Raw genomic sequence first — 15238 nt, forward strand, 5'->3', positions numbered from 1 at the left:
CAGTTAAGAGTTTTTGCCTGTTTATCTGAATATTTGTCGACTATAGCATGATCCCCCATCAGGATTGGCGCCTTGGAACAAGGGCCACCCTTCGATAGCCCCATCTACCACCGGAGTCATCAATGACCACTGCAGACAAGCAGAAGCACGCCCTGATCCTTGGCGCATCGCGAGGCCTCGGCCTCGGGCTGGTTCAGAAATACCTGGAGCAAGGCTGGAAAGTCTTGGCGACCGAGCGTGCTCCGGGGCCGGACACTCGTCTGGGGCAACTGGCCGAGAAATCCTATCAGGCACTGCGTGTGGAGCAGCTCGACATCAATGACCAGAAGCAGATCGAACAGCTTGCCGAGAAGCTGAAAGGTGCCACTTTCGATCTGCTGTTTGTGGTCGCCGGTGTGAGCGACGATCCGCAGCAGCTGTCCAGCCAGATCAGCAACGACGAGTTTGCCCACCTCATGCTGACCAACGCCCTCAGCCCTATGCGAGCGCTCGAAGCCTTCAGTGCCAATGTTCCTGCCGAGGGGGTCGTGGCCGTCATGTCTTCCGCCCTGGGTAGCGTCAGCACCAACACTGAAGGTGGCTACGAGTCCTATCGGGCCAGCAAGGCCGCACTGAACTCGCTTCTGCGCAGTTTCAGCGCGCGCAAGAAGGATGAGCGGACCTACATTGCCATGATGCCGGGCTGGGTACGCACTGACATGGGAGGCCCAGACGCTCCCGTCGAGATCGAGGACAGCACCGATGGCATGGCCAAGGCCATTGCCGCACGCCAGGGTAACGCTGGCGTGTTCTTCATCGACTTCCAGGGCAACGAAATCGCCTGGTGATGGCTATGGTGGCGGGCATTTCCCGCCCGCCTCTGGCGATCCAGGCAAGGACATTGTCCGGCAACCGTCAAGTCTGCCCGCGCGCCTTCTTGGCCCGGCATGAAGAAACGCGGCCTGAAAGGCCTGCAGGGTAAATACATGAAGGTCTTTGTCACTGGGGTCACGGGCTACATCGGCGGTTCCGTTGCGATGCGATTGCTTGAGGCGGGACATTCGGTGCGCGGCATGGCGCGAAATGAGGGACAGTTCGACGCCCTGCGTGCCCTCGGTATCGAGCCCGTACATGGCGGTCTCGACGATACTCAACTGCTGATGCGGGAAGCGCGAGCCGCTGACGCCGTCATCAATGCAGCCAGCAGCGATCACCGTGGCGCGGTGGAGTCGCTGCTCGCGGCGCTCGCCGGGAGCGGCAAGGCGCTTCTGCACACCAGCGGCTCCAGCGTTGTGGGGGATGCGGCAGCAGGCGCCCGGCTCAATGGCAAGGTCTACGACGAGCACACGCCTCTTGATGTCATGCCGGAGAAGTCCGCACGCCACGCTCTGGATACTCTCGTCTGCCAAACCGAGGGGGTGCGGGGCATCGTGCTGTGCAACAGCCTGATCTATGGCCGGGGCAGAGGCTTGCAGCGCGACAGCGTGCAGGTTCCGGCTCTGGTCAGCCAGGCGCAGGAAAGCGGTGTGGTCCGGACGGTCGGGCCGGGCCTCAATCGCTGGTCGACCATTCATGTCGAGGACATGAGCGACCTTTACCTGCTGACGCTTGAGCAGGCGAAGGGGAGGGGATTCTATTTCGTCGAGAACGGCGAATCGTCCTTTGCCGAGATAGCCCAGTCTATCGCCCAGCGCCTCGGCATTTCTCGTATCGAGCAATGGACCGAAGCGGAAGCGATCAGCTATTGGGGGCTCAACAAGGCGCGCTATTCGCTCGGTTCGAACAGCCGCGTGCGCGCCACGCGGGCTCGCGAGGAGCTCGGCTGGAAGCCCCGCCACCCGTCGGTCATCCAATGGATCCTGGAAAACATCTGACCGGCGTTGTCTGAATCCCGCCTCAATAAATGCGGCGTCACGGGACCTGAATCATTCACCACGAATACCGAAGGCAAACCATGAGCGATGTAATCGTCAATATCTTCAATCTGAGTCTCGAGCCTAAAAACTTTCCGGCCCTCAAGGCGCTGGTCGCGGAGATCGTCGAAGCCACCCGCCAGGAACCGGGTACCTTGACCTACGAGTACAGCGTGAGTAGCGACCAGCGTTCGGTTCACATCATCGAACGCTATCGCTCCGAAGGGTTAGTTGCGCACATCGACCAGACCTTCGCCCCTTTTGCCAAGCGCTTCCTTGACCTGGTTACGGTCACCGGCCTGGTTGTCTATGGCAACCCGGACGCCAAGGCACGTAAACGCTTGGATGGCTTCGGTGCGGTTTACATGACCCCGTTCGACGGCTTCACTCGCTGAGTGATGCGGGGCAGGGCGGAGACGACCTGGCTTGTTGAAGCAGTATTTTTTCCAGCTCCGACCAAGGCTTGTCACTGAGCATCAATCGGGGGCATTTGCAAACCCGCAGGTTTGTTACTGCGGGAGCCTCAATTCTGCGGGTTTGATTCTCTTCCTCAAGGCCTCCAGCGCGAAACGTCAAGAGGGCTTAGGCCATCAAGACCCAGGATGGTGAAGATTTCCACGACTCGCTTCCCGGTTAATTGCAATGCTGCTCCGCTTATGTGAGCAGCATTGCACCACAGGTCTTCTACGGTAAATTACATTCAGATGTGACGTAGAAAGCCCGCATCACAACCAGGTTCCGCCCTGGCGTTCATCCGGCTCGTTGAGATCGCTAGCGTCGAAGCCGTGGATCCAATCGAGGTGATGCAGCATGGCATCATGTGATGCAAGACGTGCATCGCGCCGATCCCTCTCTTCACCCGGTGGCAAGTGCAACATATCGCCAGTGGTCACGGACGCATACACAACCTTGCGCGCCCGGCCACGACGCAGTCGCTCGTAACGTTCAAAGGTTTCTGCAATCGACGCGGAACCCGCAGCGGCAATGCAGTCAGCAAGGACCACGGCATCCTCGATCGACTGGTTGGCACCCTGTCCATGGTGCGGTACTAGGGAATGTGCGGCATCACCGAGCAGCGTTACCCGACCTTTGCTCCAGCGGCCAAGGGTCATACGATAAACCATTCCCCAGCGCTGATTGACTGTCTTCAATGTGTTCGAAGCAATCATCTCGACGAGAGCAGGATGCCAGTCCTTGAAGAGGCGTAGCTGTTCGCCGTCGTCTGTAGGCGCGGTCGACTGTTTTAGTGGCCAGGTCGTCGGAGTGCGTTCTACGAGAAAGAAATTGATGTCTCCTTTCCTGTCTCCGCCGATCGGGTAGTGAAGACAGTGGCCGGACTCACCCATCCAGAATTGAATGGCGGTCGGATCAGGCATGCTCGGTAGTTTATCGATTGGAACAATCCCACGAAAAGCTGTGTATCCCGCGTATATGTAATCCTCATAGCCGAGCATCAAATTCCGTACGGTGGAACGCACTCCGTCAGCACCGATGACTATATCAGCTTCCGCTTTGCTGCCATCCTTGAAATGTAGCACTACCTGTTCGCCAGTATCATCGATATTTACTAGGCGTTTATTCAGGTGGATGCGTTCCATGCCCACCTTGGTGGAGAGAATCCTTTGCAACTCGGCCCGGTGGATGCCGAGATAGGGGCCGCCGAAAAGGTCTCGATACGCCTGCCCCCCGGCGTGCCTGCCGATTTCACGGCCAGTTTTTCCGTCCCGGTAGATCAAAGCAGAAATTTCAAACGCAGCCTCGTCGAACTCCTCGCCCAAACCCCAGTGGTTGTAATAAAAACGCGTGGCATTGGCGGATAATGCGACCGCGGCACCCACCTCACGCAATTCCTCCGCTTGCTCGTATATGTCAACGTCGATACCGTGGTGGCGCATCGCAATCGCAAAGGTCAAGCCACCGATACCGCCACCGACCACAGCAATGCGGCGTATTTTATTGGTTTCTTTTTCATTCATAATTATTATCTCTTTATTATTAGGGGTTGGCGAAAGTTGATATGGTACGAATGGCATCATGCTGAGGCATTTAACAAGGGGCGGTGAGTTGCAGCGTCTCATGCCGTGGCGTGAGATCCCGCTCTGACCACACTCCCATTAATGATGCCTTGGGTGAAAAATAGAGAAGGCTGCTATATAAGTAAATAAGCGAAGTTGTATAGCCTTCATCACTGGTATGAATATTGTGGAGGGAGTATGCAACTGCATTTGTCAAGGCCGATGTAAAACTGACCCACCTGGGCTAACCTCGCGGCCTTGTCGAGGATGCTCATGTTGACCCAGGAGCAAGCAGTGGAGTTCAGGGTATTGCCCCCTTAGGGGCGCAGCATTCGGCAGATCGCCACGACGCTGGGCGTGTACCGCAATACCGTCCGGCGCTAGCTCAAGGAGCCCTAGTTGCGCGTTGTTCAGCGCTGTTCGACAACATAAAGACGGTCGTCCTGGAGTGCGACGCCTATGGCGACGCCAGCCACCGCTTCCACCCCGGCCTGTTCCAGATGGCCGACGGCCTGGGCGTTCGCATCCGCCTGTGCTGCCCGTACTGGGCACGCACCAAGGGCAAGGTCAAGCGCTTCCCCCCCCCTACCTGCGTGAGAGCTTCTACAAACCCTTGCGCAGCCGGGTGAACTCCGCGGGCCTGCTGATGGATTGCGGGACGGCCAATCGACTGGTCGGCGACTGACTGGTCGAAGTGGCCAATGTACGTGTGCACGTTACGCTCGGTGAACGTCCGATTGACCGCTGGCGTTGGGAGCGGGGCCTGCTGCCATCCTTGCCGCAGGCCCCACGGCAGGAGTGGGTACCGTTGCTGGGCGACTGACCACGGCTCGTACCGCATGAGTCCTTGCAGCATCCTCTGTCGCTCTACGAGTCGATCCGGGAGGCCTGCGCATGAACCTGCAACACCAGCGCATCGCCGAACTGTGCCCGGCCCTCAAGCTCGAGCGCGTCGCCGATCACTGCCCGGTGCTGGCCCAGCAGGCAGGGAGGAGTTCAGCTTCGGCGACTTCCTGGCGCAACTGCTGCGAACCGAGCAGAGCTTTCGCCAGCAACGCAGCTGCAAGCTGCTGACGCGAATGGCCTGTTTATCGGCGTTCAAGATGCTGGAGGAGTACGACTTCGGCTTCAGTCCCGGCGTGCCCAAGACACTGCTGCATGAGTTGGCAGTGCTGGCGTTCGTCGAGCGTACCGAGAACATCGTGCTGATCGGCCCCTCGGGAGTCGCCAATGCGCATCTGGCCATTGCTCTGGGCTATCGGGCGACGCAGAGCATCATCATGACCCGTTTATCGATCATGGTTCTCTCTCCTGCGGTGGATTAGTCAAGCTTCAGAAGTGGTCGCAACCACTGGACGAAATCGCTGACTTCTTCACTGATGACTTCGTGGCCCATGTCATAAATGTGGGTCTGATGCGGGACCCCCAAGCGCTCCAGCCATGCATCTGCCTGCTCGGCCCAGCTCAGCGGGAGTTTGTCGTCATGCTTCCCGTGAGCAACGAAGGCGGACAAGGAGCGCAACGCTTCCCGAGGGGCAATGTGTGGCTCCAGCTCCGGCAGTATCCGACCGCTGAGCAAGCCGAAGCCCGCTACACAGTTGGGGGCGCTCAGTCCGACACTGGAGCTGAGGATGCCGCCCTGGCTGAAGCCGGCGATGACCGTCGGCATCTGGGGTTGCGACTGGATGAAGCGCAGTAACCGATTACGGCTTGCCTCCGCTTGATCTGCCTGGATTACCGGCCCTGTACTGGTGAAGTTGACCTGGAACCAGGCAAAGCCTTGCGGGGCGATCTGCAGTGGCGCACGCAGCAAAATTAGATCTAGTGCAGGTGGAAGGAAGCGTGCGAGCCCAGCAAGGTTGCTTTCGTTGCCGCCTACCCCGTGGAGCAGTAGCAGGCGCGCGCGAGGGACATCAGAATTGGTCGCGCGTCGGTAGTACAGGCCGGATTGCGGTTCATGCTGCAATTCAGAGAACGCGATGTTTTGAGTCATAGCGATATCGTCTCGTGTGTGAATGGCTGTTGGGACGGGGTGCTGAACAGGTAGCTGTCCATCGCCAGCACGCCGTAGGCTACGCCCCCCTCTAGCACCTCCAGTTCATAGTCACTGCCGGCGGCACCAAGGGCTACGAACAGCGGTAGAAAGTGCTCGTCGCTAGGATGCGCTCGTTCGGCTTCCGGGGCGTTCTGCCGATAGTCGAGCAGTGTCTGCAGATCGCCTTTTCGCAATGCATCGGCAGTCCAGTCGGCAAAGCGCGTCACATAGTCCGACGCAGGCCCGTGCTGGCCACGGAACTCGTAGAGATTGTGAGTCAGGCTTCCCGAGCAGATGATCAGTACACCGGCTTCCCGCAAGGGTTGCATGGCCTGTCCGAAACGCCAGGCCCCTGCCGGGTCGAGCGGGAGCGGAAGGGAAACCTGAACGACTGGAATATCAGCTGCCGGCACCAGGTGGAGCAGGGGAACCCAGGCCCCATGGTCGAGTCCCCGGCGGGGATCGGTGATTGCCGGGAAGCCTGCATCGCTCAGCAGTCCGCGGATCCGCTCCGCCAGATCCGGGTTTCCAGGCGCCGGATAGCTGAGCCTGTACAAGGCCTCCGGAAAACCGCCAAAGTCGTGAATGGTCTCCGGCGCGGCACTGCTGCTGATGCGCACACTGCCTCGGGTCATCCAGTGCGGGGAGACCACCAGGATCGCCGTCGGACGCGACAAGTCGCGCCCCAGTTCGGCCAAGCGCGCTCCGGCAATGCCGGGGTCAAGGGCGAAGGTCGGGGCGCCGTGGGAGACGAACAGTACGGGGTAAGCGTGACACATGCTGTTGGCTCCGGTTGCAGTTACTTGTGAATCCAGGTGGGGGCGATGGATGTGCCCATCCCAGCCCCATAACCCAGGTAGATGTTCAGGCCCGCGAGTGGCTCGAGGTAGCGCGCGTTGGTCAGACCGCCGGCATCGATAACGTCGAAGCCAAGGCTCTGGGCCAGGGAAATGGCTGTCTGCTTCGCGCGCTCGCTGTTGCTGGCGACGAGCACACTGCTGCGCTGACCGTTGGCGAAAATCGGGCCATCGGCCAGCACCTGGGCGAACAGGGTGTTGAATGCCTTGACCAGCTGAATATTGGGGAATGCCTTGGCGATCTCTTCGGCTGCACTGCTACTGTGGCCGATGGTCAGACCCATGTAGTCCGGGGTTAGCGGGTTAGTGATGTCGATCACCACCTTGCCGCTGAGATCGCCCAAGCTACGCAGCGCCTCGATGGCGTCGGTATAGGCGGTAGCGACTATGACTACCTCGCTGTCTCCCAGGGCCTGTGCAGCAGGGTAGGCCTCGATCTGAGGGTATTGGTTGGCAAGCGCCTGCGCCTTACTGAGGTCGCGCCCCGTAATGCGGACTTTGTGCCCCGCCCGGGACAGTTGACGGGCGAAGGCGGAACCCATGTTGCCACTGCCGATAAGCGTAATGTTCATGCCAGCCTCTTGAGGAGTTCGCTGAAAGGTGGGCTCAGTTTATAGGTTCATCAGCCGAGATAAAGGTGGTTGAATGTGACTTATAGTTCCGATTAGTGAGACAAATATGGATCGCGCACTGGAAATGCAGGTGTTCTGCACGGTCGTTGAAAAAGGCAGCTTCATCGCTGCGGTAGAGCCGTTGAATATGTCCAAGGCGGCGGTCTCGCGACACGTCAATGCGCTGGAGGCGCGTCTTGGTGCCCGCCTTCTGCATCGCACCACACGCCGGCTTTCTCTGACCGAAGAAGGGCGGGCTTTCTACCATCAGGCACGAGAAGTGCTCGGCTTGATGGAGCAGGCCGAGAGTTCGGTGTCCTCCGGTTCACTGGTGCCCAGCGGCCTGTTGCGCGTCAACGCGCCGGTCAGCTTTGGCGTGCAGCACCTGGCGCCGCTGTGGGCCGGCTTCATGAATGCATACCCGAAGATTGAACTGGATATCACCCTGAATGATCGGGTTGTGGACCTTGTTGATGAAGGGTTTGATATGGCGGTGCGCATCGCCCGCCTGGAAAGCTCATCGCTGGTCGGGCGACGCCTTGCGGCCACGCGAATGCGCCTTTGCGCTGCGCCAGCTTACTTGGCCAGGCATGCGCCACTGTCGAGCCCGGCTGATCTCGCCGCCCATAAAGTGATCGCCTACAGCAATTTTGCGACCCGCAATGAGTGGAGTTTCACAGGTCCGCATGGTGAGACTCGCGTGCAGACGCGCCCTGCGGTGCGTTGCAACAACGGTGATACCTGTCGAGCGATTGCCCTCGATGGTGGCGGGATCTTGTTGCAGCCCAGCTTCATGCTTCACGATGACCTGCGTCGGGGGGAGTTGGTGGAAATTCTCCCGGAGTATCGCTCTGTCGAACTCGGCATCTATGCGGTATACCCTTCACGCAAGCAACTGGCGCCGAAGGTCCGAGCACTCATCAACTATCTGGCTGAGCGTTTCAGCGAGACCAACTGGGGCGATTGACGGGGGCGGACGCCTTGGCTAAGGGTTTCCAAGGCGTCTGATGATCAGGTCAGGAGAGGGCTGCATTGTGGACGTGTGCGAGTACCTGGAGCGGCAGGTGGGCTAATCACGGCGCAGAGGCGCGATGCTGATCTAGACTCCAAAGGGCTTGAAGGGGGTTGCCTTCATCGGCTTCAAGCTGCTTGCAAGGTACGCAGGGAAATCTAGCTCAGCAAGGAAAACCACTCCTCAAATCATAGGTGCTGATTCAGTCACAACTCCAGGTTGCCCGTACACGCAAAAAAGCCGGCGCAGCCCAAAGACGGCACCGGCTGTCCGACACAACGGTTCAGTCCACCGCCTTGACCATGTCCTCGACCACCTTCTTGGCGTCGCCGAACACCATCATGGTCTTGTCCATGTAGAACAGTTCGTTGTCCAGGCCGGCGTAGCCGCTGGCCATCGAGCGCTTGTTGACGATCACGGTGCGCGCCTTGTACGCATCGAGGATCGGCATGCCGGCGATCGGCGACTTCGGATCGGTCTTCGCCGACGGGTTGACCACGTCGTTGGCGCCGAGCACCAGCACCACGTCGGCCTGGCCGAACTCGGGGTTGATGTCCTCCATCTCGAACACCTGCTCGTAGGGCACCTCGGCCTCGGCCAGCAGCACGTTCATGTGCCCCGGCATGCGCCCGGCCACCGGGTGGATGGCGTACTTCACGGTGACGCCGCGGTGGGTCAGCTTCTCGGTCAGCTCCATCAGCGCGTGCTGGGCGCGCGCCACCGCCAGGCCGTAGCCGGGGACGATGATCACCGTGTCGGCATTGCCGAGGAGGAAGGCGGCATCATCCGCCGAGCCGCTCTTCACCGGGCGCTGCTCCTGGCTGCCGGCCACTACCGCACCGGCTTCGGCGCCGAAGCCGCCGAGGATCACGTTGAAGAACGAGCGGTTCATCGCCTTGCACATGATGTAGGAGAGGATCGCACCGCTCGAACCCACCAGCGAACCGGCGATGATCAGCATCGAGTTGTTCAGCGAGAAGCCGATGCCGGCCGCCGCCCAGCCCGAGTAGCTGTTGAGCATCGACACCACCACCGGCATGTCGGCGCCGCCGATCGGGATGATGATCAGCACGCCGATGACGAAGGCCAGCGCCACCAGCACGGCAAACGCCGTGAGATCACCGCTGAAGGTGAAGGCCAGGCCGAGGCCGAGGATGGCGAGACCGACCGCCAGGTTCAGCCAGTGCTGGCCGGCGAACTGCACCGGGGCGCCCTGGAACAGGCGGAGCTTGTATTTGCCGGACAGCTTGCCGAAGGCGATCACCGAACCGGAGAAGGTGATGGCGCCGATGGCTGCACCGAGGAACAGCTCCAGGCGGTTGCCGGCCGGAATGGCGTCGCCCAGCTGCGCAACGATGCCCAGCGACTGCGGCTCCACCACGGCCGCCACGGCGATGAACACCGCGGCCAGGCCGATCATGCTGTGCATGAAGGCGACCAGTTCGGGCATCTTGGTCATCTCCACGCGCTTGGCCATGATCGTGCCGGCGCTGCCGCCGAGCAGCAGGCCGAGGATCACGTAGCCGATACCGGCGCCTTCGCCCATCAGCGCGCCGAGCTTGTAGATCAGGCCGACGGTGGTGAGCACGGCGATGGCCATGCCGACCATGCCGAACAGGTTGCCGCGCCGCGAGCTGGTCGGGTGCGACAGGCCCTTGAGCGCCTGGATGAAGCAGATGGACGCCACCAGGTACAGCAGGGTGATCAGGTTCATACTCATCTCAGTGCGCCTCCGCCTTGGCCGGCTTGTCTTTCTTCTTGAACATTTCCAGCATGCGCCGGGTGACCAGGAAGCCGCCGAACACGTTGACCGCGGCCAGCGCCACGGCCAGGGTGCCCATGGTCTTGCCCAGGCCGGTTTCGGTCAGCGCCGCGGCGAGCATGGCGCCGACGATGACGATGGCGGAAATGGCGTTGGTCACTGCCATCAGCGGGGTGTGCAGCGCCGGGGTGACGTTCCACACCACGTGGTAGCCGACGTAGATCGCCAGCACGAAGATGATCAGGTTGTAGAGACCGTCGGAAATCGGGTCCATGGTGTTGTCCTTGTAATCAGGTGAGCGATCAGGCCGCGTTGCGGCGCACCAGCTGACCGCCTTCGCACATCAGGCAGGCGGCGACGATGTCGTCTTCGCGGTTGAGCTGGAAGTTGCCGTCCTGGTCGAGGATCAGCTTGAGGAAATCCAGCAGGTTGCGCGCATACAGGGCCGAGGCATCCGCCGGCACCAGCGCCGGCAGGTTGGTGTGGCCGACGAGGGTCACGCCGTGCTTGAGCACCACCTGGTCGACGACCGTCAGCGGGCAGTTGCCGCCCTGCGCCGCGGCCAGGTCGATCACCACCGAACCCGGTTTCATCTCGGCGACGGTGGCCGCGTGCAGCAAGGTCGGCGCCTGGCGCCCGGGGATCAGCGCGGTGGTGATGACGATGTCGGCCTGTTTGGCGCGCTCGTGCACCGCCTTGGCCTGGCGCTCCATCCACGACGCCGGCATCGGCCGGGCGTAGCCGCCGACGCCCTGGGCGCACTCGCGCTCCTCGTCGGTCTCGAACGGCACGTCGACGAACTTGGCGCCGAGCGACTCGATCTGCTCCTTGACTGCCGGACGCACGTCCGAGGCCTCGATCACCGCGCCGAGGCGCTTGGCCGTGGCGATCGCCTGCAGGCCGGCGACGCCGGCGCCGAGCACCAGCACGCGGGCGGCCTTCACCGTGCCGGCGGCGGTCATCAGCATCGGCATGAAGCGCGGGTAGTGGTTGGCGGCGAGCATCACCGCCTTGTAGCCGGCGATGTTGGCCTGCGAGGACAGCACGTCGAGGCTCTGCGCGCGCGAGGTGCGCGGCGCGGCCTCGAGGGCGAAGGCGGTGATGCCGTGCTCGGTCATGCGCGCCAGGTTGGCGTTGTCGAACGGATTGAGCATGCCGACCAGCACGGCGCCGGGCTGCATCAGCGCCAGCTCGTCCGAGCTGGGTGCCACCACCTTGAGCACCAGCTCGGCGCCGAAGGCGTCGGTCGCGGTGCCGATGCGGGCGCCGGCGGCGACATAGGCGTCGTCAGGAACGCTGGCCTGGATGCCGGCGCCCGACTGGACGACGACCTGGTGGCCCTGGCCGACGAGTTTCTTCACCGTTTCCGGCGTGACGGCCACGCGGGTTTCGCCGGCGTGGGTTTCGAGGGGGATTCCAACCTTCATTTCATCTCCTTGGATAGATCATGAAGCGCGCCGATAGCACGGCGCGTGCAGAAAATGTCTCCCTGGCCGCGAGCGGCAAGGGATGGCGGTCCTGGGCATTGGTGGTGTGCCAAATCACATGTTGGGGTAGGTGGGCCCGCCGGTGCCCTCCGGAGTCACCCAGGTGATGTTCTGCGCCGGGTCCTTGATGTCGCAGGTCTTGCAGTGCACGCAGTTCTGCGCGTTGATCTGGAAGCGCTGGCTGCCGTCGTCGTTGCCGACGATCTCGTACACTCCGGCCGGGCAGTAGCGCTGCGCCGGCTCGTCGTACAGCGGCAGGTTCTTCGCCAGCGGGATGCTCGGATCGGTGAGCTTCAGGTGGCAGGGCTGGTCTTCCTCGTGGTTGGTGTTGGAGAGGAACACCGAGGACAGCTTGTCGAAGCTCAGCTTGCCGTCCGGCTTGGGATACTCGATGCGCTGCGACTGGGCGGCCGGCTTCAGGCAGGCATGGTCCGGCTTGTTGTCGTGCAGGGTCAGCGGGATCTTGCCGCCGAACAGGTTCTGGTCGACGAAGTTGAACGCGCCGCCGAGGATGGCGCCGAACTTGTGCATCGCCGCGCCGAAGTTGCGGCTGCGGAACAGCTCGTCGTACAGCCAGCTGTCCTCGAAGGCCTTGACGTAGTTGTTCAGCTCGTCGCCGCCCTCGCGGCCGACGGCCAGCGCCTCGACGATGGCATCGGCGGCCAGCATGCCGGACTTCATCGCGGTATGGCTGCCCTTGATCTTGGCGAAGTTGAGGGTGCCGGCGTCGCAGCCGATCAGCGCGCCGCCCGGGAACACCATCTTCGGCAGCGAGTTGAGGCCGCCCTTGCAGATGGCGCGCGCGCCGTAGGAAATGCGCTTGCCGCCTTCCAGGTACTGCCTGATCACTGGGTGGTGCTTGTAGCGCTGGAACTCGTCGAACGGCGACAGGTGCGGGTTGCTGTAGGACAGGTCGACGATCAGGCCGACCACCACCTGGTTGTTCTCCAGGTGGTAGAGGAAGGAGCCGCCCGGGTTCTCGTCGTTGAGCGGCCAGCCGGCGGTGTGCACCACCAGGCCCTGCTCGTGCTTGGCCGGGTCGATCTCCCACAGCTCTTTGATGCCGATGCCGTAGTGCTGGGCGTCGGCCTGGCTGTCCAGGCGGTACTGCTTGATCACCTGCTTGCCGATATGGCCGCGGCAGCCCTCGGCGAACAGGGTGTACTTGGCGCGCAGCTCCATGCCCGGGGTGTACAGGCCGTCCTTGGGCTTGCCCGCGTGGTCGACACCGAGATCGCCGGTGACGATGCCGCGCACCACGCCCTGGTCGTCGATCAGCGCTTCCTGGGCGGCGAAGCCCGGGTAGATCTCCACGCCGAGGCCCTCGGCCTGCTGGGCCAGCCAGCGGCACAGGTTGCCCAGCGAAATGATGTAGTTGCCCTCGTTGTGCATGGTCTTGGGCACGGCGAAGTCGGGGATGCGGGTGGCGGCGTCGGCACTCTTCAGCAGATAGATGTCGTCGCGCTTGACCGGGGTGTGCAGCGGGGCGCCGAGGGCCTGCCAGTCGGGGAACAGCTCGTTCAGGGCGCGCGGCTCGAACACCGCGCCGGAGAGGATGTGGGCGCCGACTTCGGAGCCTTTCTCCACCACGCAGACGCTGAGCTCCTGGCCGGCTTCGGCGGCCTTCTGCTTCAGGCGGCAGGCGGCGGACAGACCGGCGGGGCCGGCTCCGACGATGACCACGTCGAATTCCATGTATTCGCGTTGCATTGTTTGACCTCAATTCTCTTCGCAGAAAACCTGCAGGCAAAAAAATGGGCAACCCGACGAGTTGCCCAAGTCCTCAGGCACACGATCAGTGCCGGAGCCAAATCCGCGGCTTGTGCCGCGAGGAGGATCAGGCGAGCAGGGCAGTCAGTTCCGGTATCGCCTCGAACAGGTCGGCGATTAGGCCGTAGTCGGCGACCTGGAAGATCGGTGCCTCCTCGTCCTTGTTGATCGCGACGATGACCTTGGAATCCTTCATGCCGGCCAGGTGCTGGATGGCGCCGCTGATGCCGACGGCGATGTACAGCTGCGGCGCGACGATCTTGCCGGTCTGGCCGACCTGCATGTCGTTGGGCACGAAGCCGGCGTCCACCGCGGCGCGCGAGGCACCGACGGCGGCGCCGAGCTTGTCGGCCAGGCCGTAGAGCAGCTGGAAGTTGTCGCCGCTCTGCATGCCGCGGCCACCGGAGATCACCACCTTGGCGGCGGTCAGCTCGGGGCGTTCGGACTTGGCCAGCTCCTCGCCGATGAAGGCGGAGACCCCGGCATCGCAGGAAGCACCGACGGCCTCGATGCTCGCGCTGCCACCCTCGGCGGCCACCGCGTCGAAGCCGGTGGTGCGCACGGTGATCACCTTGACCGCTGCGGACGACTGCACGGTGGCGATGGCGTTGCCGGCATAGATCGGTCGCTGGAAGGTGTCGGCGTCGATCACCTTGACGATCTCGGAGATCTGGTCGACGTCCAGCAGGGCGGCGACGCGCGGCAGGTAGTTCTTGCCGTTGGTGGTGGCCGGGGCCAGCACATGGCTGTAACCACGCGCCAGCTCGACGATCAGCGGCGCGACGTTTTCCGGCAGCTGGTGGGCGAAGGCGGCGCTGTCGGCGAGCAGCACCTTGGCCACGCCCGAGACCTGGGCGGCGGCCTCGCTCAGGGCGCCACAGCCGTTGCCGGCGACCAGCAGGTGGATGTCGCTCCCGATCTGCTGGGCAGCGGCCACGGTGTTGAGGGTGGCGGCGGCCAGGGCGACGTTGTTGTGTTCGGCAATGACGAGAATGGCCATCAGATCACCTTCGCTTCGTTCTTCAGTTTGTCGACCAGTTCGGCCACCGACTTGACCTTGATGCCGGCGCTGCGCGCGGCGGGGGCCTCGACCTTGAGGGTCTTCACGGTCGAGGCGGTGGAGACGCCGAGCGCGTCGGGGGTGAGCACGTCGAGCGGCTTCTTCTTGGCCTTCATGATGTTGGGCAGCGAGGCGTAGCGCGGCTCGTTGAGGCGCAGGTCGGTGGTGACGATGGCCGGCAGCTTGAGGGCCACGGTCTGCAGGCCGCCGTCGATCTCGCGGGTGACGTTGACGCTGTCACCGGCGACCTCGACCTTGGAGGCGAAGGTGCCCTGGGCGAAGCCGGTCAGCGCAGCGAGCATCTGCCCGGTCTGGTTGTTGTCGCTGTCGATGGCCTGCTTGCCGGTGATGACCAGCTGCGGCTGCTCCTTGTCGACCACGGCCTTGAGCAGCTTGGCGACGGCCAGCGAGCCCAGTTCCTCGTTGGACTCGACCAGCACGGCGCGGTCGGCGCCGAGGGCCAGGGCAGTGCGCAGTTGCTCCTGGGCGGTGTTGGCGCCCACGGAGACGGCGACGATTTCAGTGGCGATGCCCTTTTCCTTGAGGCGCACGGCCTCTTCCACGGCGATTTCGCAGAAGGGGTTCATGGACATTTTCACGTTGGCGAGGTCAACGCCGGAGTTATCCGCCTTGACGCGGACTTTGACGTTGTAGTCGGCCACGCGTTTGATGGCGACGAGTATTTTCATGGCAGCCTCCAGAAAGGAAAGAGGGCCGGAGCGGCAAAGGCGGCTCCG

The 15238-nt window shown here is 62.5% G+C and carries 14 protein-coding genes and 2 pseudogenes; 6 read left to right on the forward strand and 10 right to left on the reverse strand.

Going from position 1 to position 15238, the window contains the following annotated elements; all coding sequences use genetic code 11:
• The first annotated feature begins 122 nt into the window (after positions 1-122).
• From M1D87_RS27105 to M1D87_RS27115, 3 genes are all read left to right on the forward strand, one after another.
• Entirely contained in the window at positions 123-827 is a 705-nt protein-coding gene (locus M1D87_RS27105; protein WP_144000616.1) for an SDR family NAD(P)-dependent oxidoreductase, read from the forward strand.
• Positions 828-965: 138 nt separating this feature from the next.
• The gene (locus M1D87_RS27110; protein ID WP_144000635.1) at positions 966-1853 is read left to right on the forward strand and encodes an NAD-dependent epimerase/dehydratase family protein; all 888 of its coding nucleotides are present in this window, start codon (positions 966-968) and stop codon (positions 1851-1853) included.
• An 80-nt stretch (positions 1854-1933) separates the two neighbouring features.
• Positions 1934-2287: a putative quinol monooxygenase gene (locus M1D87_RS27115; protein ID WP_144000615.1), complete on the forward strand. Its 354-nt coding sequence runs from the start codon at positions 1934-1936 to the stop codon at positions 2285-2287.
• 330 nt (positions 2288-2617) lie between these two features.
• On the opposite strand, the gene M1D87_RS27120 is transcribed toward M1D87_RS27115, so the two are convergent.
• On the reverse strand, positions 2618-3868 hold the full coding sequence (locus M1D87_RS27120) for an FAD-dependent monooxygenase (protein WP_090348214.1): 1251 nt from the start codon (positions 3866-3868) through the stop codon (positions 2618-2620).
• 455 nt (positions 3869-4323) lie between these two features.
• Here M1D87_RS27120 and M1D87_RS27125 point away from each other — a divergent pair.
• Positions 4324-4805, forward strand: a pseudogene (locus tag M1D87_RS27125) (IS21 family transposase); the annotation flags it as partial.
• Positions 4802-5196 (forward strand): annotated as a pseudogene (locus M1D87_RS27130) (ATP-binding protein); the annotation flags it as partial. The pseudogenes M1D87_RS27125 and M1D87_RS27130, both read left to right, overlap by 4 nt.
• A gap of 32 nt (positions 5197-5228) precedes the next feature.
• Here M1D87_RS27130 and M1D87_RS27135 read toward each other — a convergent pair.
• The 3 genes from M1D87_RS27135 to M1D87_RS27145 are packed head-to-tail and all read right to left on the reverse strand — an operon-like array spanning position 5229 to position 7371.
• Positions 5229-5900, reverse strand: a complete 672-nt coding sequence (locus tag M1D87_RS27135; protein ID WP_144000614.1) for an alpha/beta hydrolase — start codon at positions 5898-5900, stop codon at positions 5229-5231.
• The gene (locus tag M1D87_RS27140) at positions 5897-6721 is read right to left on the reverse strand and encodes a dioxygenase family protein (protein ID WP_144000613.1); all 825 of its coding nucleotides are present in this window, start codon (positions 6719-6721) and stop codon (positions 5897-5899) included. The genes M1D87_RS27135 and M1D87_RS27140 overlap by 4 nt, the downstream gene beginning before the upstream one ends.
• 20 nt (positions 6722-6741) lie before the next feature.
• The gene (locus M1D87_RS27145; RefSeq protein WP_144000612.1) at positions 6742-7371 is read right to left on the reverse strand and encodes an NADPH-dependent F420 reductase; all 630 of its coding nucleotides are present in this window, start codon (positions 7369-7371) and stop codon (positions 6742-6744) included.
• Between the two features lie 106 nt (positions 7372-7477).
• Here M1D87_RS27145 and M1D87_RS27150 point away from each other — a divergent pair, with 106 nt between their 5' ends.
• Positions 7478-8377, forward strand: coding sequence for a LysR family transcriptional regulator (locus M1D87_RS27150; protein ID WP_144000611.1), 900 nt, complete (start codon positions 7478-7480; stop codon positions 8375-8377).
• 328 nt (positions 8378-8705) lie between these two features.
• On the opposite strand, the gene M1D87_RS27155 is transcribed toward M1D87_RS27150, so the two are convergent.
• The 6 genes from M1D87_RS27155 to M1D87_RS27180 form a co-directional block, all read right to left on the reverse strand.
• Positions 8706-10142: an NAD(P)(+) transhydrogenase (Re/Si-specific) subunit beta gene (locus M1D87_RS27155; protein ID WP_421091837.1), complete on the reverse strand. Its 1437-nt coding sequence runs from the start codon at positions 10140-10142 to the stop codon at positions 8706-8708.
• A gap of 1 nt (position 10143) precedes the next feature.
• Positions 10144-10458, reverse strand: a complete 315-nt coding sequence (locus M1D87_RS27160) for an NAD(P) transhydrogenase subunit alpha part 2 (protein WP_041506114.1) — start codon at positions 10456-10458, stop codon at positions 10144-10146.
• Between the two features lie 28 nt (positions 10459-10486).
• Positions 10487-11611: a Re/Si-specific NAD(P)(+) transhydrogenase subunit alpha gene (locus M1D87_RS27165; protein ID WP_144000677.1), complete on the reverse strand. Its 1125-nt coding sequence runs from the start codon at positions 11609-11611 to the stop codon at positions 10487-10489.
• A 114-nt stretch (positions 11612-11725) separates the two neighbouring features.
• Positions 11726-13381 carry an electron transfer flavoprotein-ubiquinone oxidoreductase gene (locus tag M1D87_RS27170; RefSeq protein ID WP_144000678.1) on the reverse strand — a complete coding sequence of 552 codons (1656 nt, stop codon included), beginning with the start codon at positions 13379-13381 and terminating at the stop codon, positions 11726-11728.
• Positions 13382-13508: 127 nt separating this feature from the next.
• Positions 13509-14441, reverse strand: coding sequence for an electron transfer flavoprotein subunit alpha/FixB family protein (locus tag M1D87_RS27175; protein WP_144000679.1), 933 nt, complete (start codon positions 14439-14441; stop codon positions 13509-13511).
• The gene (locus tag M1D87_RS27180) at positions 14441-15190 is read right to left on the reverse strand and encodes an electron transfer flavoprotein subunit beta/FixA family protein (RefSeq protein WP_461241476.1); all 750 of its coding nucleotides are present in this window, start codon (positions 15188-15190) and stop codon (positions 14441-14443) included. Before M1D87_RS27180 ends, M1D87_RS27175 begins: the two co-directional genes overlap by 1 nt.
• Positions 15191-15238 lie beyond the last annotated feature (48 nt).

The organism is Pseudomonas sp. SA233 (assembly GCF_054792385.1).